The sequence below is a fragment of the Rothia sp. HMSC068F09 genome (assembly GCF_001812775.1).
In the GTDB taxonomy this organism is placed as follows: domain Bacteria; phylum Actinomycetota; class Actinomycetes; order Actinomycetales; family Micrococcaceae; genus Rothia; species Rothia mucilaginosa_A.
The window spans coordinates 26,141-49,648 of record NZ_KV810423.1 but is presented as its reverse complement, the minus strand read 5'-3'; the positions used below and the strand labels follow the sequence as shown (position 1 = coordinate 49,648).

Annotated in this window: 18 protein-coding genes and 1 tRNA gene; 6 read left to right on the top strand and 13 right to left on the bottom strand. The window is 63.0% G+C overall.

What is annotated here, in order from left to right; genetic code table 11:
- Nucleotides 1–132: 132 nt before the first annotated feature.
- Nucleotides 133–1,296: a GDSL-type esterase/lipase family protein gene (locus HMPREF2874_RS03820; RefSeq protein ID WP_070649003.1), complete on the top strand. Its 1,164-nt coding sequence runs from the start codon at nucleotides 133–135 to the stop codon at nucleotides 1,294–1,296.
- A gap of 158 nt (nucleotides 1,297–1,454) precedes the next feature.
- On the opposite strand, the gene HMPREF2874_RS03815 is transcribed toward HMPREF2874_RS03820, so the two are convergent.
- Together HMPREF2874_RS03815 and HMPREF2874_RS03810 are read right to left on the bottom strand one after the other, a co-directional pair.
- Nucleotides 1,455–2,057 (bottom strand): phosphatase domain-containing protein, encoded by a 603-nt coding sequence (locus HMPREF2874_RS03815; protein ID WP_070649002.1) that lies wholly within the window; start codon nucleotides 2,055–2,057, stop codon nucleotides 1,455–1,457.
- A gap of 297 nt (nucleotides 2,058–2,354) precedes the next feature.
- Nucleotides 2,355–3,209: a DUF8185 domain-containing protein gene (locus HMPREF2874_RS03810; protein ID WP_070649001.1), complete on the bottom strand. Its 855-nt coding sequence runs from the start codon at nucleotides 3,207–3,209 to the stop codon at nucleotides 2,355–2,357.
- 127 nt (nucleotides 3,210–3,336) lie between these two features.
- Here HMPREF2874_RS03810 and HMPREF2874_RS03805 point away from each other — a divergent pair, with 127 nt between their 5' ends.
- Nucleotides 3,337–4,245 (top strand): acyl-CoA thioesterase, encoded by a 909-nt coding sequence (locus HMPREF2874_RS03805; protein WP_070649000.1) that lies wholly within the window; start codon nucleotides 3,337–3,339, stop codon nucleotides 4,243–4,245.
- Between the two features lie 155 nt (nucleotides 4,246–4,400).
- Here the strand turns inward: HMPREF2874_RS03805 and HMPREF2874_RS03800 are convergent, their stop codons facing one another.
- Together HMPREF2874_RS03800 and ettA are read right to left on the bottom strand one after the other, a co-directional pair.
- Nucleotides 4,401–4,976: an HdeD family acid-resistance protein gene (locus tag HMPREF2874_RS03800; RefSeq protein WP_210397964.1), complete on the bottom strand. Its 576-nt coding sequence runs from the start codon at nucleotides 4,974–4,976 to the stop codon at nucleotides 4,401–4,403.
- A 251-nt stretch (nucleotides 4,977–5,227) separates the two neighbouring features.
- Nucleotides 5,228–6,907 (bottom strand): energy-dependent translational throttle protein EttA, encoded by a 1,680-nt coding sequence (gene ettA / locus HMPREF2874_RS03795; RefSeq protein WP_049343810.1) that lies wholly within the window; start codon nucleotides 6,905–6,907, stop codon nucleotides 5,228–5,230.
- 70 nt (nucleotides 6,908–6,977) lie between these two features.
- Between ettA and HMPREF2874_RS03790 the strand changes: the two genes are divergently transcribed.
- Nucleotides 6,978–7,499, top strand: coding sequence for an MmcQ/YjbR family DNA-binding protein (locus HMPREF2874_RS03790; protein ID WP_246823769.1), 522 nt, complete (start codon nucleotides 6,978–6,980; stop codon nucleotides 7,497–7,499).
- 613 nt (nucleotides 7,500–8,112) lie between these two features.
- Here HMPREF2874_RS03790 and trmD read toward each other — a convergent pair.
- The 7 genes from trmD to ffh all read right to left on the bottom strand — a co-directional run bounded on the left by trmD (nucleotide 8,113) and on the right by ffh (nucleotide 15,702).
- Nucleotides 8,113–9,033, bottom strand: coding sequence for a tRNA (guanosine(37)-N1)-methyltransferase TrmD (gene trmD, locus HMPREF2874_RS03785; protein WP_070648998.1), 921 nt, complete (start codon nucleotides 9,031–9,033; stop codon nucleotides 8,113–8,115).
- Between the two features lie 3 nt (nucleotides 9,034–9,036).
- Nucleotides 9,037–9,687 (bottom strand): ribosome maturation factor RimM, encoded by a 651-nt coding sequence (rimM, locus tag HMPREF2874_RS03780; protein WP_070648997.1) that lies wholly within the window; start codon nucleotides 9,685–9,687, stop codon nucleotides 9,037–9,039.
- Between the two features lie 177 nt (nucleotides 9,688–9,864).
- Entirely contained in the window at nucleotides 9,865–10,110 is a 246-nt protein-coding gene (locus HMPREF2874_RS03775) for an RNA-binding protein (protein WP_005505691.1), read from the bottom strand.
- Between the two features lie 2 nt (nucleotides 10,111–10,112).
- On the bottom strand, nucleotides 10,113–10,535 hold the full coding sequence (gene rpsP, locus HMPREF2874_RS03770; protein WP_049343812.1) for a 30S ribosomal protein S16: 423 nt from the start codon (nucleotides 10,533–10,535) through the stop codon (nucleotides 10,113–10,115).
- Nucleotides 10,536–10,783: 248 nt separating this feature from the next.
- Entirely contained in the window at nucleotides 10,784–11,269 is a 486-nt protein-coding gene (locus HMPREF2874_RS03765; protein WP_070648996.1) for an NUDIX domain-containing protein, read from the bottom strand.
- Between the two features lie 11 nt (nucleotides 11,270–11,280).
- Nucleotides 11,281–14,022 carry a hypothetical protein gene (locus tag HMPREF2874_RS03760; protein WP_070648995.1) on the bottom strand — a complete coding sequence of 914 codons (2,742 nt, stop codon included), beginning with the start codon at nucleotides 14,020–14,022 and terminating at the stop codon, nucleotides 11,281–11,283.
- A gap of 102 nt (nucleotides 14,023–14,124) precedes the next feature.
- A complete protein-coding gene (gene ffh / locus HMPREF2874_RS03755; RefSeq protein WP_049331374.1) occupies nucleotides 14,125–15,702 on the bottom strand; it encodes a signal recognition particle protein in 1,578 nt (525 codons plus the stop codon).
- Nucleotides 15,703–16,038: 336 nt separating this feature from the next.
- Here ffh and HMPREF2874_RS03750 point away from each other — a divergent pair.
- Nucleotides 16,039–16,118 (top strand) — tRNA-Leu (locus tag HMPREF2874_RS03750).
- Nucleotides 16,119–16,329: 211 nt separating this feature from the next.
- Here the strand turns inward: HMPREF2874_RS03750 and pyk are convergent.
- Nucleotides 16,330–17,793: a pyruvate kinase gene (gene pyk / locus HMPREF2874_RS03745; protein WP_070648994.1), complete on the bottom strand. Its 1,464-nt coding sequence runs from the start codon at nucleotides 17,791–17,793 to the stop codon at nucleotides 16,330–16,332.
- Nucleotides 17,794–18,291: 498 nt separating this feature from the next.
- On the opposite strand from pyk, the gene HMPREF2874_RS03740 reads away from it, so the two are divergent.
- Together HMPREF2874_RS03740 and HMPREF2874_RS09165 are read left to right on the top strand one after the other, a co-directional pair.
- Nucleotides 18,292–18,864, top strand: coding sequence for a flavodoxin domain-containing protein (locus HMPREF2874_RS03740; RefSeq protein ID WP_049331378.1), 573 nt, complete (start codon nucleotides 18,292–18,294; stop codon nucleotides 18,862–18,864).
- 673 nt (nucleotides 18,865–19,537) lie between these two features.
- Nucleotides 19,538–21,397, top strand: a complete 1,860-nt coding sequence (locus HMPREF2874_RS09165; protein ID WP_070648993.1) for a GH25 family lysozyme — start codon at nucleotides 19,538–19,540, stop codon at nucleotides 21,395–21,397.
- 908 nt (nucleotides 21,398–22,305) lie between these two features.
- Here the strand turns inward: HMPREF2874_RS09165 and adhP are convergent.
- Nucleotides 22,306–23,346 (bottom strand): alcohol dehydrogenase AdhP, encoded by a 1,041-nt coding sequence (gene adhP / locus HMPREF2874_RS03730; protein ID WP_083309834.1) that lies wholly within the window; start codon nucleotides 23,344–23,346, stop codon nucleotides 22,306–22,308.
- Between the last annotated feature and the right edge of the window lie 162 nt (nucleotides 23,347–23,508).

Here is a 23,508-nt window from a genome sequence, read left to right as displayed (position 1 = left end):
ATTCGGATCGGGAAGGAGCCGAAACCGGGGCACACAAATTATCGGCACTCGGGTGCATATTTTTCAGTGTTTTTGCTTAAACCCCTCGGAAAAGCTCTCCACTTGGGGTTGAACCTACCGTACACTGTAGGTATGTCTTCTACCCGGCCCCATTTCAAACGCGTCACCACGGTAGGCGCCGTCCTCGGCGTCTTCGCATTAGGTTCCCTCGGCCTCTACGCCGTCGAGGGCTCCAGCGCCCCCGACGCATCCGCGGCCACCGCCCACGCGCTCAACCCGGAATCCCCGGTCGTCGCCTCGACGGACCCGGTGGCAAGCCCCACCGAGAGCCCCTCGGCGGAACCCACCCCCGAAACCGTGGCGCAGCAGATGGACCGGGTCGCGCAGGAGGCCTTCGGGGCGGAGGGTGCGCACCCGGTGGGCGAGGCGCAGAAGCCCTTTACCGCCTCCCAGGATGCCGCCGACGTCACGGTGCAGCAGTACCAGGGCGGCGTGGTCATGCATACCGCAGCCCATGGCGCGGTGGCCATGCACTCCGGCGTCTACGCGCACTGGTGGAAGCAGCGCGAGTACAGCGATTTTGCCGGCCTCGAGGGGCTGCCGACCGGCTGGCGCTCCGAGAGCGGAATCATCTACACGACCTTCGAGAAGGCCGAACTCTACTGGGACACCGCGATGAACGTGCCCCGAAGCACCACGGCCCTGGGCGCGCAGGACGCCCTCGTCATCGGTGATTCGCAGGTTCTGCCGACCTCGTGGGTTGGCCTGGGCCTTTCCGAGGCGGGCTTCACCTCCCACATGTTCCGGTGCGGCGGCGTTGGCTTCGTGGCCTCCCGCCCCGGCGCCTGCCCCTCCTACTACCAGGGCGTAATGGAGAGCGTCTGGGCCCTGCCCGGCGGCGCCCCCGGCGTGATTTACCTGGATGCGTCCGGCAACGACATGTACGTCGACGAGGATGAGGCGAAGGCTACGGAGCAGACGCAGGACCGCCAGACACGGGTCATCCAGCAGCTGCGACGCATGTACCCCTCCTCGAAGATTGTGCTCGGCGGCGTGGTGTCGATGAGCGAATCCGCCGCGCCCGATCCGCAGAAGGCCCACAAGCGTCACACGGCCAACGAGGCGGCGAAGGTCGTGGCTCAGCAAACCGGCGTGCTCTTCATGGACACCTCGGACTGGCTGACCCTGTACCTGGCCGAGGGCGATATGGCCGACGGCCTGCACCTGAAGGACGAAACCCAGTACAAGATGGCGGCCCCCTTCGCCGCGCGGATGCGCGAGCTGCTGGCCTCCTAACCCCGCATCTTCTTTTGCATGGCGTGAGGCGCCGGAAAGAACCTATCTTTCCGGCGCCTCACGCTACGATCAATTATTGGGAGGGTTCATGCAGGGCTCGTCAGGAGCCGCCCTCCGATGCGTCCGGGTTATGGCCGAGACCTATAAACCGAGGAGGTCTACGCAGCCAGGCGCTGGTCCTTCTGTGCCTCGGCGCGTTCGTGGGCGCGCACGCCGTCGGCCAGGCGGCGCTGCTGGCGCTCGCGGGCGGCCTGCTTCTCACGCTGTTCGGCGGCCCAGGCGACGGGGTCGATGCCCACGGGCTCGTAATGCCACTCGCCCACGTAGTCGCGAATCGGGGCCACCCAGGTCACGGGGATGCCTCGGCGCAGGTACACCTCGTGCTCGTTATCTTCAAAGGCGTGGATGATGCGGTGGCCGTCTGCCTCCAGGGAATCCAGGATGGAACTCTTCCAGGCGGCGGTGTCGGACTGGTCGCGGCCGGGCTTGGCAATCACGTACTTGGGGTTGATGCCGGCGCGGGCGATGAACTCGTTCAGTTCCTTCATGTAGGTGTCGTCGCGGCCGGTAATCACGGCAATCTGAGCGCCGGTCTGTTCAGCCATATCGCGTACGCTATCGGCCACCTCAACGTTCACGGTGGCGTGGCGGATGGCCTTGAAAAAGCGGCGGTAGCTGGTGAAGAAACCGCTCAGATACTTGTCCATCTGGTCTCGGTTGCTGGCAAGAGTGCCGTCGATATCGACTGCAATCAGGTCCATGAGGGGTCTCACTTTCAACCCGCGCGGGAGGATGCGCTCGGTGACGGCGCGGCGGAAGATTCCCGTGCGGTGTGGCTGGTTTATCGGTGCGTTTGCCACACCCCGGTGCGGGTGTAGCCTTTCTAGATTACCTCTTTCCGTAAAGTTTTGTCTCGTCAGCGATCATATATTAAGCCGTGCTGATCGCTTTTTGGACGCATCTCACCCCCTTGCAGACCGGGGTCCGCGAGGGAGGTGAAGGACAGAAGCGGGCGAGACGGGCCCGAATACGACGATTATGCGCCCTAGAGCGAGGAACTAGAGCAGGGAACCGGAGCCGCGGCGCACCAGCACCATACCGGCCGGCGCCACGATGCGCAGCCACTCGTCCGAGCCCACGCGGGCGGCGAAGACGGGAAGCTCACCGGTAAAGCCCTCGGGGATGAAACCGTACACGCGCAGGGCAAAGGCGGCACCGGTAGGAACCTGCACGCCGTCAAAGGCAGGCAGGTACTCCAGCACCATGGGCGAGGACCAGATGCGAGAGCGTACCGTCGTCAGAACCGCAGCCCCCGGGTTCTCGGGCAGGGCGCGGTCCACGGCCTCCAGACCCTCGGCGGTGGCTCGGGCAAACTCCTCGACCGGCACGGTGCCCACCTCGGACCAGCCGCGCACGGGGGCTGCCTTACCGGTCCAGCCGGCGTTGACGGTCACCGGGGGCATGTAGAGCACGAGCTCGGGGTTCTGCTGCCCCTCGGCGCTCTGCTGCTCGGCTCCCTGCTGTTCGGCCTGCTTCTGCAGCCGAGCCAGACGTTCCTGCAGGGCCTGGGCCCGGACCGTCATATCCAGGGCGGATTCGGCGGCGAGGTGCAGGGCGCGCATCCCCATGATGACGGGCGCGGTCGAGGAAGCGTCCTCGGGCTCCAGGGAGCAGGCGAAGACGGCCAGCACGCGGCCGCGGGCGGTCAGGCGAATTGCCGCATCCGGGTTTACGGCCAGAGCGCGGGAGATGTAGGTGGCCAGGTCCTTCACCACGGCGGCGCCGTGCGCGCCTCCGGGCAGGATCAGGTAGGGTTCCTCCACGCCTTCGTGGGGGTTGTACTTGAGCTCGATGGGGGCGCGGGTGCCGTCTTCGGCGGCGGGTGAGGGATTCTTCTCGGACGGGGTGCTCATCGTAGCTCCTTGGGTTATTCTCTATCTCTTCGCTCCGAGGCGGTCGGTTGCAGGCCGCGCGTCTCAGAGTGTGCCTTCCCACTCTACGCCACCTTCGGCCCCTCTGAAAACGTGGGAAAATGAAAGCATGACTAAGCCCACTGTGACTCAGAACCTCATGCGGATGCTGGACCTCTCCCCCGTCGAGGCGGCACCCGCCTCCTTCGGCAGCGATGAGGTACTCAGCGGCGTGACGCTCACCCGCGAGCAGCCTCGTACCTTTGGCGGCCAGGTGCTCGCCCAGTCGATTATTGCCGCCGACCGTACGGTTGAGGGGAAGGCCCTGCACTCCATCCACGCGTACTTCCTGCGCCCCGGCGATATTGAGCGAAAGCTGTTCTTCGCCACGCAGCGCCTGAACGATAGCCGCTCCTTCTCGACCCGCCGCGTGCAGGTGTTCCAGGACGAGGCGCCCATGTTCTCGGCGATTATGTCTTTCCAGGCTGAGAGCCGCGGCCCCGAGCACACCGCGGTGACCATGCCGGAGGTCCCGGACCCCGAGTCCCTGCCGAAGGTCAGCGACTACCTGGGTGAGCTGCCGCATCCGATTGCGCAGGCGGTGGCGTGGGAGCGTCCGATTGATATGCGCCACGTGGATGCGCCGCTGTACACTCAGCCGGATTCCTCCTCGACGGAGCCGCGTGCCTGCGTGTGGTTCAAGACCTTTGACCGTCTGGTGCACGCTGATGGTTCCGAGGCTTCGGATGCGGAGCACCGCGCCGCGATCGCTTACGCTTCGGACTACCTGCCGCTGGAGCCGGCCCTGCGCCGTCACGGTAAGTTCTGGTTGGAGCCGGGTCTGAAGAGCGCCTCGCTGGATCACGCGATATGGTTCCACCGCCCGGCGCGCGCCGACGAGTGGCTGCTGTACGTGCTGGATTCCCCGAGCGCGCAGGGTGGCAGGATGCTCTCGCAGGGTTCGATTTTCAATCGTTCCGGTGAGCTGGTGGCGACCGTGGCCCAGGAAATGATGTTCCGCCTGCCGGAGTACCGCTAAAGCAGTGCCGCTAAAGCCGGAACGCCAATAGAGCTCGAGCGCCGTTAGTGTTCCGGCGCAAAGCGTCAAAGCATACAGAAAGACCGTGTGAGGTGGTTGTCTCACACGGTCTTTCTTATGTTCTAGTCTACGTTCTAGACGGGGCGAAGAAGCTCTTATTTGGCTTCGACATCAATCACGCCGTCCGGGGAAATGTGCACGGTGCGCTTGGTGCGGCGGGAAACGAAGAAGTCACCCACAAACACCAGGCCAATCAGCAGCAGCACCAGGGCAATTCCCCAGACCGCCACCGCGCCGAAGAGCACGGGGAACAGCACCACGAGCAAGCCCAGAATAAGGGTACCAATAGCAGAGAGCTGCAGGTGGCGTCCGGCGGCGTAGCTCAGGTATTTCATGGCCTGGGCAGTCATCAGACGAATCAGCGCCCACATAATCATCCACGCACCCACAATGGTCGGGATGAAGGTTGCCTGTTCACCCACCGAGGCAGTCAGCAGAATCAGGCCAGCCACCACGGTCAAGATGCCGTCAACCAGGTCCCAGCCGGTACGTGCCTGCTTTGGCGTGCCGAAGTAACGCACCAGTTCAAACCCGCCCCCAAGCCACACCGAAATGGAGAACACATAACCCAGAACTACCAGCGGAATAGCGGGATTGGCGAACATGTAGATTGCCGCTGCAATCAGCAACAGACCGGTAACCAAGGACATCCAGTTATATTTTGAAAGCATAATGCTCTTCTCTTCGTAATCACATGTGTCAGTTGCACTTACGTGCATACCCATTATAAACCGTGAATGTGAAATCCGCCACGATATATCGGTCGCCACTGAGCGAACTATTTCTACCGACGAATAACCCACCACGTAGCGGAACAACACGTGAGATAGCAGGACTATACCCCTTCCCCAGCAGACACAGCGAAGCCCCGCCTCCCCGTGCTTCAACAGCTCGGAGGCGGGGCTCGCTACCGGTTCAAACCCTATCGGGTCAGCTTGCGGTGCACCACGCGGTGCGGCTTGGCGGCCTCGGGGCCGAGGCGCTCAATCTTGTTCTTCTCGTAGGACTCGAAGTTACCCTCGAACCAGTACCACTGATCCGGGTTCTCGTCGGTGCCCTCCCAGGCCAGGATGTGGGTTGCCACGCGGTCCAGGAACCAACGGTCGTGAGAGACGACCACTGCACAGCCGGGGAATTCCAGCAGCGCGTTTTCCAGGGATGCGAGGGTCTCAACGTCCAGGTCGTTAGTGGGCTCGTCGAGCAGCAGCAGGTTACCGCCCTGCTTGAGGGTCAGCGCCAGGTTCAGGCGGTTACGCTCACCACCGGAGAGCACGCCGGCCTTCTTCTGCTGGTCCGGGCCCTTGAAGCCGAACGCGGAGACGTACGCGCGCGAGGGCATCTCAACGTTGCCGACCTGGATGTAGTCCAGACCGTCGGAGACGACCTCCCAGAGGGTCTTCTCCGGGTCGATGTTGGCACGGTTCTGGTCGACGTACGAAATCTTCACGGTCTCGCCGACCTTCAGGGTGCCGCCATCGAGGGGCTCCAGGCCCACGATGGTCTTGAACAGGGTGGACTTACCCACGCCGTTAGGACCAATCACACCCACGATGCCGTTACGGGGCAGGGAGAAGGACAGGCCGTTAATCAGGGAGCGACCGTCGAAGCCCTTCTGCAGGTTCTCAGCCTCGATGACCACGTTACCCAGGCGGGGTCCCGGCGGAATCTGGATCTCTTCGAAGTCAAGCTTGCGGGTCTTCTCGGCCTCCGCAGCCATCTCCTCGTAGCGGGCCAGACGGGCCTTCGACTTGGCCTGGCGGCCCTTCGAGTTCGAGCGGACCCAGTCCAGTTCCTCGCTCAGGCGCTTGGCGAGCTTGGCGTCCTTCTTGCCCTGAACCTCAAGGCGGGAGCGCTTCTTCTCCAGGTAGGTGGAGTAGTTACCCTCGTAGGGGTAGAGGTTACCGCGGTCAACCTCGGCAATCCACTCGGCCACGTGGTCGAGGAAGTAACGGTCGTGGGTCACGGCGATGACGGCACCCTCGTAGGACTGCAGATGCTGCTCCAGCCAGAGCACGGACTCTGCGTCCAGGTGGTTGGTGGGCTCGTCGAGCAGCAACAGGTCGGGCTTCTGCAGCAGCAGCTTGCACAGTGCCACGCGGCGGCGCTCACCACCGGAGAGGTGGGTGACGGGCGTGTCGGCGGGCGGGCAGCGCAGCGCCTCCATAGCCTGCTCCAGCTGGGAGTCCAGGTCCCACGCGTTGGCGGCGTCGATAGCCTCCTGCAACTGACCCATTTCCTCCATGAGGGCGTCGAAGTCGGCGTCGGGCTCGGCCATGAGGGCGGAAATTTCGTTGAAGCGGTCGAGCTTGGCCTTAATCTCGCCCACGCCCTCCTCAACGTTGCCCAGAACGGTCTTCTCTTCGTTCAGCGGCGGCTCCTGCAGCAGGATACCCACGGTGTAGCCGGGGGTCAGGCGTGCCTCGCCGTTGGAGGGCTGGTCGAGGCCAGCCATAATCTTGAGGATGGTCGACTTACCCGCGCCGTTCGGGCCAACCATACCGATCTTGGCGCCGGGGAAGAACGACATCGTCACGTCGTTAAGGATGACCTTGTCGCCCACGGTCTTGCGGGCCTTGATCATCTGATAAATAAATTCAGCCATAGTTACCTATTTTAGCGTGGATTCGCCGGGCGTTACGAGAGATTTGGCGAAGGGCACTAGACTCGAAAGTATGAGTACCCGACAGCATCACCCCGAGAGCATCGACCGCTCCCCCGCTCGCACCCCGGAGGGGGTCACGGATTCCGTCCCCGGGGAGCCCGAAACCTTCGGAGCCCCCGGAGCAGGCGGAGCAGGTGGAGAGCTCACCGCCGAGTCCCTTCAGCCGGTTCTGCACCGCCTCGCGCTCGCCATGCCGTTGGCAACCTCCGACCAGCCGTTCGGGCCCGAACACACGGTGTACCGTATCGGCGGCAAGATGTTCGCCATGTACACGGAGGGCATCGGCTACCCCATTGCGAACCTCAAGACCGACCCCGAGGAATCCGAGGTGCTGCGGCGCATCTACCCCTCCATCATTCCGGCCTGGCATATGAACAAGCGACACTGGATTTCGGTGGGTGCCGGTGAGGGTGTCACCGAGCGGGTTCTGGAGGAGCTGGTGGAGGATGCCTACCTGCGCGTCATGTACTCACTGCCCAAGTCGAAGCGCCCCATCGAATTTCGCGAGCGCCCCGTACCCGAGAAACACTGAGGGCCGCCGGATGCGCGTGCTGGGCAACCGGGCGCGCGGGCGGGGTAAAGCGGAGGGTTTAAAAAGCGGAACGGGTGGGCATCCAATCCGGACCATTGGATGCTCACCCGTAAGCATAGGTACTTTTACCCGCGCGACGGAGGGTCATCAACCACGATGAACGCTCGAACCACCAAGCTCCCATCCCATAAAGTGCGGGGTGCTTATACCATGCACCACTGATTAACACTGGGATGAATGAAGTTCTCAGACCGGGCATCCCATGCAGAGGATGCACCCGCGTGATGGCGTCATCTATCCCCGAGATGAAACTCAGCCGAATCATGCAGTTCGACCGAGTGGGGATTACATGCTTCGCCCGCACTACCGGCACGGGAGAAGTCTGCTCTCGGGATAATCATAGCCTTTTTGCATTAAAGTGTCATATTTTGATTGAGGATTCACGGAATCTTTCATTGAACGTAGATCAACTCGGTTGACTTTCTCGCGTCATACGTTGATTATTCCCTCAATCAAGCCTTGACCTGGGCTTTTACCGCGATAAGCGCCTCCGTACTCCGGGTGCCGACGGCCCGTAAAAACCCGCCGCTCGGGTGCACTTCGTGCAACCGGGCTAGGATGCGGCGCCCGCCTCGGGAGCCGAAGCCTCGGACGATGCGGGCTCCGAGGAGGCAGCCTCGGCGGCGTCCTTCTGCTGCTTCGTCTTCTTCTGAGCCGCCTTCGCGGGGTTCGCAAAATGCACCCCGCGCTCGGCCAGGAAGCGGCGGTCCTTCTTATCCCACTGCTCCACCGGGTACGCCTCCAGCAGGTCCGGGCGGCGCTCCAGGGTGCGCTCAATTTGGCGGTCACGACGCCAACGCGCAATCGCGCCGTGATTACCCGAGAGCAGCACCTCCGGCACCTCGCGGTCGCGCCACACGGCGGGCTTCGTGTACACAGGGTACTCCAGCAGACCGCCCGTGTGCGACTCCTCCTCGAGGGAGGCGGGGTTGCCCATCGCGCCGGGGATCAGTCGAGTAATGGCCTCAATCATCGCCATGACCGCGACCTCACCGCCGTAGAGCACGTAGTCGCCCAGGGACACGGGCATCACGCGGAAACCCTCCTGCGCCCAGTCCAGCACACGCTCGTCGATGCCCTCGTAGCGCGCCGGGGCGAAGACAATATGCTTCTCCTCCGCCAGCTCGTACGCCATCGCCTGGTCGAAGACGGCACCCGCCGGGGACGGGACAATCAGCAACGGGCGGGTATCTGCGGCAGGGTCGGCACCCTCAGCAGAGTCTTCGGTGGCAGTCTGCAGCGGGGAGGCGGTCAGCACCTCGTCCAGGGCCAGGCCCCACGGCTCGGGCTTCATGACCATGCCTGCGCCACCTCCGTACGGGGTGTCGTCCACCGTGCGGTGACGGTCAAAGGTGTAATCTCGCAGGTCGTGCAGGTGCAGGTCCACCAGGCCCTTCTCGCGCGCCTTACCCAGCAGGGATAGCTTCAGCGGCTCCAGGTACTCGGGAAAAATCGTGACCACGTCGTAGCGCACGGACTACTCCCCCGCCCGTTCAGCGGCCTGTTCGGCCTCCTCAACCAGGTCGATCAGGCCGGCCGGAGGGGTCAACAGCACGAAGCCGGGCTCCTCCTCGGTGGAGGGAACCACCTCAGGCACAATCTCCTCGACGAAGGGAATCATGATCTCCTCGCCCGCGCCGGAGGCCAGGCGCGGCGAACGAGCCAGCTTAATGAGCAGCAGGTCCTGGACCGGCATGGTCTGCAGCCCGGTCACCTTGCCCAGCGGCTCGCCCACGGCCGGGTTATCCACAGGGCTCTCGCCCTCGGGTACGTCCGCCAGCAGGTACACGGGCAGGTTCACGAGCTCCTGCTCGTAGAAGCCCTCTTCCTCGCCGTCGTCCTCGGGAACCTCGTAGACCAGGCGGGTGCCGCGCAGCTCCTCAGCCTGATTACGGGTGGTCACCTCGTCAAAGCGGACCACCAGAATCTTCTTGTTCCAGCGGGCACCGGCGACCGTCAGCTCACCGGTGGGGGCCACCGAAGCGGCGGCAGAGCCGGGCTTGAAATTCTCGATACCGAGCACCTCACCGCGGGCAAAACGCTCCTGCGGGGCATCGGTGAAAAGCTGAACCGTCACCTCGCCGCGAATACCGTGCGGCTTACCGATACGAGCCACCACAACCTGCATAATTTTCCTCCGCTGGGTACAAGTCGAACCTACGCCGCGCGTCTGCACGGCTCCCACTATTCTACCGGGCACCCCGGGCAGGCGCATTCTGCCGCCAGCCCCACCCACAGGCCCCCGGGCACGCGAACGCCCCCGCCTCCGGAAATCCGGAAGCGGGGGCGCTTCAAACGTTACGAGCTAGCGTCGCTTCTTGTCGGTGTCGATAATGTCGATACGCATCGGCTCGCCATCAGAAATAGCGTCCATCACCAGACGGATGCTCTTGGCGGTGCGACCGGACCGGCCAATGACTCGGCCCAGGTCATCCGGATGCACGCGAACCTCAAGGGTCTCGCGGTGACGCTGAGTGCGCAGGCGCACCTTCACGTCCTCCGGACGATCGACAATCCCTCGAACCAGGTGTTCGAGTGCGTCAGCCAACATGATTACTCAGCTGCTTCCTCAGCCTCAGCCTCGGGAGCTGCTTCCTCAGCAGCCTCTTCAGCCTTCTCAGCCTTGGGGGTGATAGCCTCGGGCAGGATCACGGAACCCTTCTCGGGAACAACGAACTCAGCCTTAGCCTCGACGGGCAGAACCTTGGACTCTGCCTTCTCGCCCTTGAATGCAGCCCAGTCGCCCGAGAGCTTCAGCAGAGCCAGAACCTGCTCGGTCGGCTGTGCGCCGACGGAGAGCCAGTACTGAACACGCTCAGAGTTGATCTCGATACGCGAGGGGTGCTCGGTCGGGTGGTAAATACCAATCTCCTCGATGGTCTTACCGTCGCGCTTGACGCGCGAATCAGCGACCACAACGCGGTAACGAGGATCGCGGATCTTACCCATACGCTTGAGACGAATCTTAACAGCCACTTTAGTGGTTACTCCTGTTTCATAATTTGGTGCGAGGCACGCGGTTCAGCACCCGTGGGGCGGGCCATTCACGGCGCCTCTATGGACACAACGGCGCGCGAAGAGAGGGGTCGCGCGTCGCCGGGTACTCAGTTAGGGTATCAGAGCCCGAGATTTTAAGCTAGCGGCCGTGCACATTTAATTGCGGTTAATCGCCGCGGGCCCCTCCATTGCCCGCAAAAGGCTGACGGAGGGGCCCGCAAGCCCCGCTAGTCGAGGTTGCTCATCTCCAGGGTCTCCCCCGTCTCCAGGGCGCGGTAGCACTCGCGCAGGCGGTGCACCATCGAGGGGCGCACGTAGCCCTCCAGGTTCTCGGGGGCCACCCACTCGTAGGTCACCAGCTCGGCGTCCTGCAGGGTAATCTTCGTATCCGCCGCAATCACGCCGCCGTCATACATGTAGTAGGTGGAGTCACCCCACACGCCCAGGGCCAGGCCGTGGAAAATCAGCAGCACGCGGCCCAGCTTCAGGTCCAGGCCCAGCTCCTCCACGATTTCGCGCTCGCATCCGGGCTTGGGGGCCTCGCCAGCCTCCACGGTGCCGCCGGGCAGAATCCAGCCGTCCTTATAGTTCGGCTTGACCAGCAGCATCTCGCCACGCTCGTTGCGGATCAGAGCACCAGCCGCCAGACGGCGCGTGGGCAGGGTCGTGATAAAAGCCTTCAGCTCTTCATCGCTCAGGTAGGTATCCCTCATCGTAGTTCTCCTTAACGTTCTTTCGGCGCGCGCACGCGACGCACCATGTTCCGGACTCGCTCGCGCAGGCTCGGGTTCGGGCTCGATTCTTCCGCGGTACGGTAGTTGCCCTCGCGCAGCTCGTCAATCAGAGTGCGCTTGGCGGGGTGGTGTTCCCGCCCGCTCTCACCAGGATGCACGACCTCCGCGGGGGTCGCGGCGGGGCGACCCTCGTGGCCGTGCTTCTCCAGCTGGGTACGTTCGAAGGAACGCACGACGGCCGGAATCAGCGCGGATTCAACCGTGGCGTTCAGGGCAAAGATTGCGGCGGCTACCGAGAACTTGCGGCTCGCCCTACCCTGAGCGCGGCGGCGGCGCGCCACGGCCGCCAGGGTCATGGCGATGGCGCTCTGAGCGGTAACGTCCGCACCCAGGGCAAGCCCCACGCGGCGGGTCTTCGCGCGAATCTGCTCCGGGGTCAGACGCTTGCGGCGCGAACGCGGAGCGGGGCCCCGGGCGGAAGAGTCCTGCGGCGCAGGGGGCTGGGGCGCCGGGTCTTGGGGGGTGCTCGGCGCAGGCTCATCGCTCGCCGCGACATCATTCGCGAGCGCGGCGGAACCCTCGGAAGCCCGCTGGATTACCGATGCTTCGTGCGGCTCCTCGTGCGACACGGGGTCGGCCTCGCGCAGGGTGCTGTCGAGGGACAAGCGTCCTTCTTCAGCCTCCACGAAAGAGTCCGGGGCCGATCCCTCCGGCGAACCCATATGGGTGTACTCGTAGGGAATGTGCCCGTTATTGATGGCGTCCATCCACTCGGCGAGGGTCACTCGGCGACCGGTCGCCACCAGCTGATAGCTACGCTCCAGAGGCGAGGTGTAGCCATCCGGGTAGGGTTCAATCTCCTCGTCATCCTCGAAGGAATCATCCTCCGCGGCAGTGTCCTCAGAGACAGGGCTCCCAGAGATAGGGTTCTCGGAGAAGGTAGCCTCGGCAACGGAGTCTTCCAGCGGGAAGGTAACGTCCACAGCTTCAGATGCCTGCGCCTCATCAGTAGCTTCAGCCGCATCAGCTGATTCAGCAGAACCGGCGGGCTGTGCGAGCTCCTCATCCTCGGAGCCGAAGATACGGGCCGTGCTAATCGAGGCCACGTCAAAGCCGGCGGTCGGCACCAGCGCCAGCTCGGTGGGCACGTCCAGAAGCTGCAGGACCGATTCCAGAGCCAGGGTGTTGCTCGTATCGCGAAGGTACGCGTTCAGGCGGCGGCCGGTCGTAGACTCAGCCTCAACACCGAACATCGCCATCACATTGGCGATGCTCTGCGCAAGCTCTTCCTCATCGGAACCAAAAATTTTCGAGCCGGCAAGCTCCGGAGCCGTTCCGGGAAGACCCGCGAGCAAATCCTCCAGCAGGCCGTCGTAACGGGCCAGCTCCTCCACGCTGAAGGCGCGGTTCAGGCGCTTGGGCACGCGCTGCCAGCGGAACTCCTCCACGATGCTCTCGCGAGGCTCACCGAAAGCCTCCAGGTACCACTCGTCATCGGAGTAGGGCTCGAGGGCGGGTTCTTCGCAGACCACCAGGTGCTGCTGGTTCACGTTACCCTCAACGATCAGGGCGTTGCAGCTCAGCAGCCCCAGCAGGGCCGTGAGGTCCACCGGGTCTGCCGAGATGAGGGTCCACTCCCCCGCCGGGGCGGCCACCACCTGCCGAGTACCGGCCGGAAGGTAGGCCAGGAGAAGGCCCGTAATCATGTCGATGGGCAGGTCGACGAGCATGGCGGCGTCGCCGTCCACGTAGAACTCCAGCTCCTGCACGGTGCCGGGCAGCGCCTCCCATTCGGTCGCCTCGCCCTCCATGGCGGCACCGGTGACCGGGAGCTTCTCAACCAGCTGGGCCACGTAATCCTCGATGGGGGCGCCCAGGCTCAGCGTGCCGTCTGCCACTTCCAAGACGTTCAGGTACCCCTCGGGGTCCACCGCGCAAAGCACGTGGAGCTGCACCTGCGTCTCACCCAGCTCGTAGGCGATGAGCTCGGAGTCGCCGGCCGTGGCCTCGATCAGGGCGGCGATTAGCTCCTCATCGGTGGTGGAGCGCGCCATGATGCGGCGGCGCTGAATCTTTTCCTCCAGCTCAAGGGTCCGGTCGCTAGGTTCCTCGCCCAGCGGTTCGGTTTCGCCGCCCTCGCCCGAGCGCTCAGGGTTCAGGGATTCGTCCGGGTCGGAGGGCGCGGGGGCGCTATCCCACAGGCCCGAGAGCTTGTCGACGGTCCACTCCTCGCTCTCCAGGTCGGCGGCGATGCGGTCCACCCGGCTACGGTCCTGCCAGGAGTCCGCCGCGGAGTCCCGGTCGCTTCCCCGCATGCTGCGAGCCTCGCGGATAAGCCGCAACAGGGTAGCGGTCACGTCGTCGACGGCCGGTTCGTCGCTCTCGCTGGAGTAAACGAGATCGCCGGTGACGTCGGCGGAGTTCTCACCGTAGTCCAGGGCAAGACGCACCCAGAGAGGAACGTATCCGGGGAGCCCGGGCAGCTGTTCGTCGTGGTCGTCAAACGAGGGCTCGAGCACCGCTCCGAGTTCCGGCTCCGTCTCGTCCGAGGCGACCTCCCCCGCGGTATCACGAGCCGGGACGCTTTCGGGCAGGGAGCCTCCGCCAGACAGTCCTCGCACCTCGCCGTGCTGGGCTTTGTCAGGCTGAATCTCGCCGTACTGGGTCTCATCGTGCTGAGTCTCGCCGGTACGCGGGTTCTCGCGCTCCCCGTTCTGGTCGTTCTGAGTCATTGTCCCTCCCTTCGGCCCCCTCATCGGGCGCCATACCGGTACGGGTGCGCACCGTAAAGTCGATGCGCACCCGTACCGCCCCTTGCGGGGTTGCGTCTGCTACTACTGCAGGAACTTCTCAAAGCCCTTCGGCAGGTTCATGCTGGACAGATCCATTTCCTGGTTCTGAGCCTGCTGACCGAAGGCAGCACCGGCGCGTGCCTGCTGCGCCTTAGCTGCTGCCGCCTCCTGGGCCGCACGCTTCTGCGGGTTGCCGGAGCGGGCCTTCTTCTTCTTGTTGTTCTTCGCGTTCTTACGCGCGCCACCCGCCGCAGCCGCCATACCGGGCATCTGCATACCGCCGGGCATGCCGGGCATCTTGCCCGAGGCGAGCTTCTTCATCATCTTCTGAGCCTGGGCGAAGCGCTCCATCAGCTGGTTCACCTCGGACACGGTCACGCCGGCACCCTTAGCGATACGGGCACGGCGGGAACCGTTAATGATGCGCGGAGCCACACGCTCGTGCGGGGTCATGGAGCGAACAATCGCCTCCACGCGGTCAATCTCACGCTCGTCAAAGGCCTCGAGCTGCTGACGCATCTGAGCCGCGCCGGGCATCATCATGAGCAGCTTCTTCATGGAGCCAAGCTTACGAATCTGCTGCATCTGAGCCAGGAAGTCCTCGAAGGTGAAGTCTTCCTGGTCGATGAACTTCTTCGCCATGCGGTCGGCTTCGGCCTTATCCCACTGAGCCTCGGCCTGCTCGATCAGGGTCAGGATGTCACCCATATCCAGGATGCGGCTTGCCATACGGTCCGGGTGGAACTGCTCAAAGTCGGTCACGTTCTCACCGGTGGAGGCGAACATAATCGGCTTGCCGGTCACCGAAGCCACCGACAGGGCCGCACCACCGCGGGCGTCGCCATCCAGCTTGGACAGGACAACACCGGTGAAGTCCACGCCCTCGTTGAAGGCGTTGGCGGTGTTCACGGCGTCCTGACCGATCATCGCGTCGATGACGAACAGAACTTCGTTCGGCTCAATGGCGTCGCGGATATTGCGTGCCTGCTGCATGAGCTCGGCGTCAACACCCAGACGACCCGCGGTATCGACAATCACCACGTCGTGCAGCTTGGCGCGAGCCTCGGCCACACCGTCACGCGCCACCTGCACGGGGTCGCCGGTGGGCACGTCAAACTCGCTGGTCACACCGGGGTGCGGTGCATAGACGGGCACGCCCGCGCGCTCGCCGACGACCTTCAGCTGGGTCACCGCGTTGGGGCGCTGCAGGTCGGAGGCAATCAGCATGGGGGTGTGACCCTGGCCCTTGAGCCAATAGGCCAGCTTGCCGGCCAGGGTGGTCTTACCGGCGCCCTGCAGACCCGCGAGCATGATGATGGTCGGGCCGCTCTTGGCCATATTGATGCGGCGGGTAGAGCCGCCCAGGATGCTCACCAGCTCGTCGTTCACGATCTTGACGATCTGCTGGGAGGGGTTGAGCGCCTCGGAAACCTCCGCGCCGAGGGCGCGTTCCTTCACGTGGGCGACGAACTCGCGGACCACGGGCACCGCGACGTCGGCGTCGAGCAGGGCGCGACGGATTTCGCGGACGGTTGCATCAATGTCTGCCTCGGAGAGGCGGCCCTTGCCGCGCAGGTTCTTAAAGGTTGCCGTCAAGCGGTCGGAGAGAGAATTGAACACGATCCGTGATCACTTTCTTAACGTTGAGGTGGCCCCCACCGCGGGGGCGTGCGGGGATGGTTAGTCAGTCCTTAAGGATACAGGATGCGCGCTTTCTCCCCCGCTTATGCCTGTGGATAACGCGCGGGGTTCACCGCGAGCTCAGCAAAGGGCCGCCGGCGAGCGCATCCGAGGCCGTCTTCGGCGTGCGGGTTGCCAGACGTTCACCCGGTGCTCGGGACTGCCCGCAATGAGGTCGGGGCTGCTCTTTTCCGCTCCCCCGCGTCCCGCTAATGATTAGATTTTCTAGACCGCCTGGGTTAGAATCTTAGAAGTGTCGCGCTCCGCGTGCGATGCGCCCGAGTGGCGGAATTGGCAGACGCGCCTGACTCAAAATCAGGTTCTTCGGAGTGTGGGTTCGAGTCCCACCTCGGGCACCGAACTAAGCGGCGGAAAGGCTTTGAGCTTTTCCGCCGCTTTATCTATACCCGTCTATACCCGCGTATCCCGGCGTGCCCGCGCGCGACCGGTTGCACACACAAAACCGCCGCCCGGCCGTGATAGTTCACGACCGGGCGGCGGTTCTATGAAGTGAGCGGTACCCTCCGGGGAGCTACCCCGGGCTACCTCTCGAAAAGCGTCAGCGGCTTAGCGCTTGACCTCGTTCTCCTCGTAAGGACGCAGATCCTCGCGCTCACCGTCGGCACCGGAAACGCGGTGTACCTGAACCATGTTGGTGGTACCGGCGCGGCCCGCGGGAGCACCGGCAGCCACAACGACCAGGTCGCCGGCTTCTGCCAGGCCGTTCTTGAGCAGGTACTCGTCCACGAAGGTGAAAATAGCTTCCTGATCGGTGATCATATCTACCTGCTCAGCGTCAACGCCCCACAGCATGGACAGGAAGGAGCGAACCTTCGAGCTGGTGGTGAACGCAACAATCGGAGTCTCGGGACGCAGGCGAGCCAGACGGCGTGCGGAGTCACCGGACTGGGTGAAGGTCACGATGAGCTTCGCATCCAGCTGGTCGGCAATGTTCACTGCCGCACGGGTGATTGCGCCACCGCGGGTGCGGGGCTTGCGGTCCAGCTCGGGCACGCGGTACAGGCCACCCTTTTCGGTGTCCTGAACGATTGCGGCCATGGCCTGCAGGGTCAGAATCGGGTACTTACCGACCGAGGTCTCGCCGGAGAGCATCACGGCGTCTGCACCGTCGAGGATTGCGTTAGCGCAGTCAGACACCTCTGCACGGGTGGGGACGGGGTTGTCGGTCATGGACTCGAGCACCTGGGTTGCCACGATGACGGGCTTTGCCCAGCGGCGTGCCATGTCGATAGCCTTCTTCTGAACGAGGGGAACCTCGGAGAAGGGCAGCTCAACACCGAGGTCACCACGAGCAACCATGATGCCGTCGAACTTGTCGATGATGTCCTGCAGGTTGTCCACTGCCTGGGGCTTCTCGATCTTGGCGATGACGGGTACGCGGATACCCTCTTCCTCCATGATCTTGTGGACGGGCTCGACGTCTGCACCGGTACGGACGAAGGAGAGTGCAATGATGTCCGCACCCATCTTCAGAGCGAAGCGCAGGTCGTTTGCGTCCTTCTCGGTCAGCGCGGGCAGAGAGACCGCAGCGCCGGGCAGGTTGATGCCCTTGTTGTTGGAGATGGGGCCGCCCACGATGACGCGGGTGCGCACGCGGGTGGGGGTCACCTCGATAGCCTCGAGGCGAATCTTGCCGTCGTCGAGCAGGAGCTTGTCGCCGAGCTTTACGTCGCCAGGCAGACCCTTGTAAGTGGTGCCGCAAATTTCTGCGGTACCCTCAACGTCTTCGGAGGTAATGGTGAAATCGGCGCCGGGCTCAAGGTATTCCTTACCGTTTGCGAAGCGCTCGAGGCGAATCTTGGGGCCCTGCAGGTCGGCAAGGATAGCAACGTCCTTACCGAGCTTTGCGGACTCTTCGCGAATGGTGTTGTAGCGTGCCTGATGCTCGGCGTGGTCACCGTGGCTCATGTTCAGACGGGCGACGTTCAGGCCAGCCTTGATTGCCTCGGAGATCTTCTCGGGAGATTCGATTGCCGGACCGATGGTTGCAACGATTTTTGCGCGCCTCATGTACCTAACCTTTGTGTGTTGTTTCGCGCACCCCATGAGGGGAAACGCCGGTTTTTCGGGGAAGGTCACTACTGATTTCCCACTCATTCCCACGCTTTCCAACAAAATGGAACATGCCGAAGGCGTAGGATTCTTTCTCAATTATAGGGGTTTTACAGCCTCTTGGGTATGCCTATTTCGGTCTTTCTGACGGGGAATTAGTGTTTCACCTCGCACCCCAAAATCTTCTCCCGCACACCCCCGGCATCCCTTCCGCGCAAAGTCGCGGTATACGGCATTTGAGGCACTCCCCACCAAGAGAAGATAAGCAATGTAACAATTGGTCACGCCCATTAACCTTCGGGCGTGTTTGTGAGCTCAGGGTCCCTTCTTGTGAGGACCTATGAGAAAATATATGAGGCTTCCAAGGCTAGGCGATTTCACATTTTCGCGCGCCTAGCATATATTGGAAGCAATAATTAGTATTTGAAATGCGAAATATATCTGGAAGGTTCACAGATGACTACTCGCGTGCTGATTATCTTCGGCTCCACCTACGGCTACACCGAGCAGTACGCCACCTGGCTGGCAGAAGATCTGCGTGCACTCCCGCAGGCCCCTGAAGTTGAGACTGTCCCCGCCTCCAAGGTCACCCCCGAGCAGGCAGAGGCATTCGATGCCTTCGTGATTGCCGGTAGCGACTACGGTGGATTCCTCAACGGTGCCCCGGCCCTTCGCAAGAAGATTTTGCCGGTTATCGCCCCGAAGAAGAACCGCACCGCGTTCTTCACCGTGTCCTTCACCGGCGAGTACTCGAAGAAGCTGCTGGACAAGGCCGTAGCCAAGAGCTACACCCCCGAGCTGACCGAGGGTCGTCCCGTTTACCACCTGCGTGGCGGCATCGACTTCGATAAGATTTCGCTGGCTCACAAGACCGCCCTGAAGGGCCCGGTCCGCGCATGGCTCATGGCGAACCCGAACCCCAACGAGGGCATCAAGCAGATGCTCGAATGCTACAAGACCGGTAAGGCAGAGTATATCGACCGCGAGAGCCTCAAGCCTCTGGTCGAGGACATTGCCAAGTTCCTCTAGGATTGCGCTAACGTAGCCGTTCTGAGGAATCGCTTAGCTTTCGTGTGTACCCCGCTCGAACGCACCGGGTATCCCGTTCAACGGTTGAGACGGATGCGTTCGGGTGAGGGATACGCGATTCAAAACGTGCCGATTGGCACCATAGAGTGGTCGATGACTTCATCTCTCCTGCATCGACCATGAAACTCCGGGTACCGGTGCGAGGCCGCGCCAAAAACAGTACCCGGAAACCGAGGGGTGGGTCTTTGTGTGTGCGGCCCACCCCTTCTTTCATGCCCTCTCCACCGGCCCGAGGTACCCCCTCCTCCGCACGACGCCGAAAAATGCGCACGGACGAAAAAATAACCGTCCAAAAACCCTCGGAAACATTGCGTTTCGCGGCGCGCGTACCGTACCCTTTTAGCTGTGCCCGTCGGCGCCTGCCACCCCATCACCGGCCAGCCACCCCGCGGTGGCGCATCTTCTTCCGGTGGCAGAATCCAACCACGAATCCACGAGGGACCACTGTGCCTTCAACGGATTGTCGCGCCCGAACGCGGCCGCCATTTCACTCACATCACCGGCGACCGTACCCGAACGCCCACTACAGAACGATTCGTTCGTTCCGTGTCATGCTGTTCTACCGTGCGCCGGAACCACACCATTCACAGTCAACTCAAACACAGGCATAAATATGAAGATATTCCAGACTGCCGGGCGCTCCGCGGCAGCCCGCTCCCTCATGGCATCGGCCGGTGCCCTCTCACTCCTGGCGTCCTCTCTGACCGCAGTTCCGGCGGCCTTCGCGACCCCCGAGGCTTCCGCCAGCGTGCAGTCCATCGATGCGAACGCCTCGTACGAGGACCTCACCTACGCACCCGCCCCGGATCCCTCGCAGGTCGAGCGCGATAATCCCGCCATGGGTGCCGGCGAGCGCGAACGCATGGGCACCGCGAACGCCCGCACCGGCGCAACCTCCGCGCCCACGGCAACCCTAAGCGGGCTCGCCGCGGGCAGCTCTTCAGCGCAGGCGCTGGCCCCGGGCCGCTCCGCCTGGACCCCCAGCGGCGGAACCCTCGGCATGGACGTCTCCTCGCACCAGCAGAACGTGGACTGGGCAAGCGCCTGGGCGGCCGGTTCCCGATTCGCCTACGTGAAGGCCACCGAGGGCGCGTACTACACCAACCCCTACTTCGGTCAGCAGTACAGCGGCTCGGCCTCCGTCGGCATGGTGCACGGCGCCTACCACTTCGCCAACCCCCGCACTTCCTCCGGTGCCGATCAGGCCCGCTACTTCGTGCAGAACGGCGGCGGCTGGACCGACGACGGTAAGACTCTCCCGGGCCTGCTGGACATCGAGTTCAACCCCTACCCCACCTACGGCAACACCTGCTACAACATGACCGCGGCGCAGCTGACCGCCTGGATCCGCGACTTCGTGGACACCTACCGCGCGCTGACCGGTCGCGCGCCCATGGTGTACACCGCAACCTCCTGGTGGTCCCAGTGCGTGGGCTCGCAGGAGTTCGGCTCCCTGCCGCTGCACCTGGCCAGCTACTCCACGGTCGTGGGTCGTATTCCCGCCGGCTGGAACGGTTACGACATCTGGCAGTTCACCGACTCGGGCCCGTTCGTGGGTGACTCTAACTTCTTCCCCGGCAGCGTCGAGGACCTGAAGGTTCTGGCGAAGAACCCGAAGGCTGAACACCGCAACTGGGCCAAGGACAACCAGCCGACCCAGAACCCGAACGTGGTCGTCACCCCGACCGGTTCGATTGATATTCGCACCGGCATTGGCGTGGCCTGGAACCGTAACCGAAGCTTCTACGGCAACCCGGTCGGCGGCGAGTATAGCCTGGGCTACGGCGTGTACGCCCAGAAGTTCAGCAACCGCAAGACCATCTACTGGACGAACGCGAACGGGGCCCACTGGGTGGTGACCGACGGCGGCCTCGATCACAAGTTCCGCTCTAACGTGGCCCGCTACCGCGGCCTGACCACCGATGAGGGGGGACGCTTCCAGACCGTGGCGGTCTCTTTCGCCAACGGGGAGGGCGCCTACTGGACCGAGAGCACCGGAACCCATACGCTCAACGAGCGCGGCGGCATCTATTGGGCCTGGCGCAATTCCGGTGCCCAGGGTGCACCCACCACGGATGAGGAGAACCTGGGCGGCGGCATCGCCAAGCAGGAGTTCTCCGGCCGTCGCACCTTCGTGTGGAGTGCGAAGACCGGCACCCACCTTCTGCGCACCGGCGGCGCGTTCTACTACCGTTTCCTGGAGCACCGCAATGCCTGGGGCGCCCCGGCGACCGACGAGACCGCTAACTCCACGGGCGCGCAGGTGCGCTTCGCCTCCGGCAAGATGCTGCTCTGGTCGGATGCGTACGGCGCCTACGAGACCAACGGTAACGGCACGATCTACAACCACTGGGCTCGCAACACGGCTCGTTACGGTGCGGCTCGCGGCAACGAGTCCTACGCGAACGGGGTGTACTACATGGATTTTGAGCGCGGCACAATCCGCTGGACCGCTCAGCGTGGCATCTACTAGGCCTACGCCCTAGCAAACATCACGGATATAGAGAACGAGGGGCACCTTCTGCCACAGAAGGTGCCCCTCGCCGTTTCCGCTCCGAGGATGCTAAGCCTCTGCCGAGTGTGGGCAGAAGGGTTACACACTGCCGCGAGCGGGGTGGGTTACCGAGTGAGTAGAGAAACCCGGTCATGTTACCCGTGCCGGCAGGTAAGTTTATGTCGTACCCGAGAAGGTAGTTGAGTCATCTCGCGAGGCGGGCCCTGGATTAGTGTGGCGAACGCAATCCCCCTTGACTACGTCCGTGGGGCCCACACTAACCGCTGTGAGGCCTAGTCCCAGGAGGTGTCTAGAGGGGCAGCCTGACCGGAAGTAGGACTCATGGCGAATGACGGCACGGTACGAAGATGCTGAAATTCACCCGGGATGCGGCGTTCCGGGGAAGGAACCGATATCTAGGAGGGCGGTTCCTTCACACGCCGTGTCCCTCATTCAAGGATAGGTCGAAGGAGGGCTTTCCGCCCATCATTTCGGAAAATATTACGTCTCAACCGTTGATTGAAAGTTTACCTGATAAAAATATATTTTGAATCCTTTGGATGTCTAATAGTGCATATTTTTCGGGTGATTTACTGGAGTTTTTGAGATAATCCTCGATTATTTCAAAATAATTTTATGGATATATTACGTTTAGGTGTTTCGCACTCTCAGCGGTAACGCCAAGCTTTTCCAGCCAGAAATCTCTCTTACGGAAACCCTTGCCACAGGCTATGGAAAGCCCCAGAGCGCAACGCACACTAGGGCGCACCCCGTGCCGTATGCACCGCGAGAAAGTACCCCTACTCCCCCGCTACACGGGATGCGCCCTAGACGCTTCATCGTCCGATCAGCCGCGGCTCACGCCGCACGCACCGGGCTCGCACCTCCTAGAGGCTTGCGAAATCCAGCACCATGCGACCGGTAATCGTGCCGGCGGCCATCTCCTTGAAGACCTCAGGTGCCTCGTCCACGGGGCGCAGCTTCACGACGGGAACCACGATGCCGTCGGCACCAAACTGGAAGGCCTCCGCCAAATCCTGACGGGTACCCACGAGCGAACCCACCACGCGGATGCCGTCCAGAATAATCTTCACGATGGACAGCTCCATCATCTCGGAGGGCAGGCCCACGGCCACCACGGAACCACCCGCGCGCACCGACTCCACCGCCTGGTTGAAGGCGACCTTCGACACTGCGGTCACCACGGCGGCGTGGGCGCCACCGTCGGTCAGCTCACGAATACGGGCCGGAACGTCCTGCACCTCGCGGCCGTTGATCACGTAGTCGGCACCGGTCTCGCGGGCCAGAGCAAGCTTGTCGTCGTTGATATCAACGGCGATAACCTTGGCACCGAAGACCTTCTTAGCGTACTGAACGGCAAGGTTACCCAGACCGCCAGCACCGTAGGCGACCAGCCACTGGCCCGGGCGAACCAGCGATTCCTTAATGGCCTTGTAGGTGGTCACACCCGCGCAGGTAATCGAGCTGGCCTGCGCCGGGTCCAGGCCCTCGGGCACCTTGACCGCGTAGTCAGCGGGCACCAGGGTGTACTCGCTCATGCCGCCGTCGACGGTGTAGCCGGCGTTCTTGACCGAACGGCACAGGGTCTCGCGGCCCGAGGTGCAGTACTCGCAGTGGCCGCAGCCCTCAAAGAACCAAGCCACCGACACGCGGTCGCCCACCTTCAGGGACTCAACGCCCTCGCCAACCTCAACGACCACGCCGATGCCCTCGTGACCGAGGATGCGGCCGGGCACCTCGCCGAAGTCGCCCAAGGCCACGTGAAGGTCGGTGTGGCATACGCCCGAATACTCAATCTTCACGAGCGCCTGGCCGTGACCCACGGCCGGGACGGGAACCTCACGAACCTCAACCGAGCCATCAACCTTCTCGGGAACAACAACAGCCTTCATGGTTTCCTTGCACATGACCTAAAACTCCTTAGTCATCGTTGACCGCACACGGACCGTATACCAGCGGCGCAGGTGCGCGTATTCTTGACACTTCCACCGTAAAATGACGAGCCGCCAATCGGAAGGACCCTTCCCAAATATGACGAAGGGGATGTTTAGGAATCTGCAAACCAATGT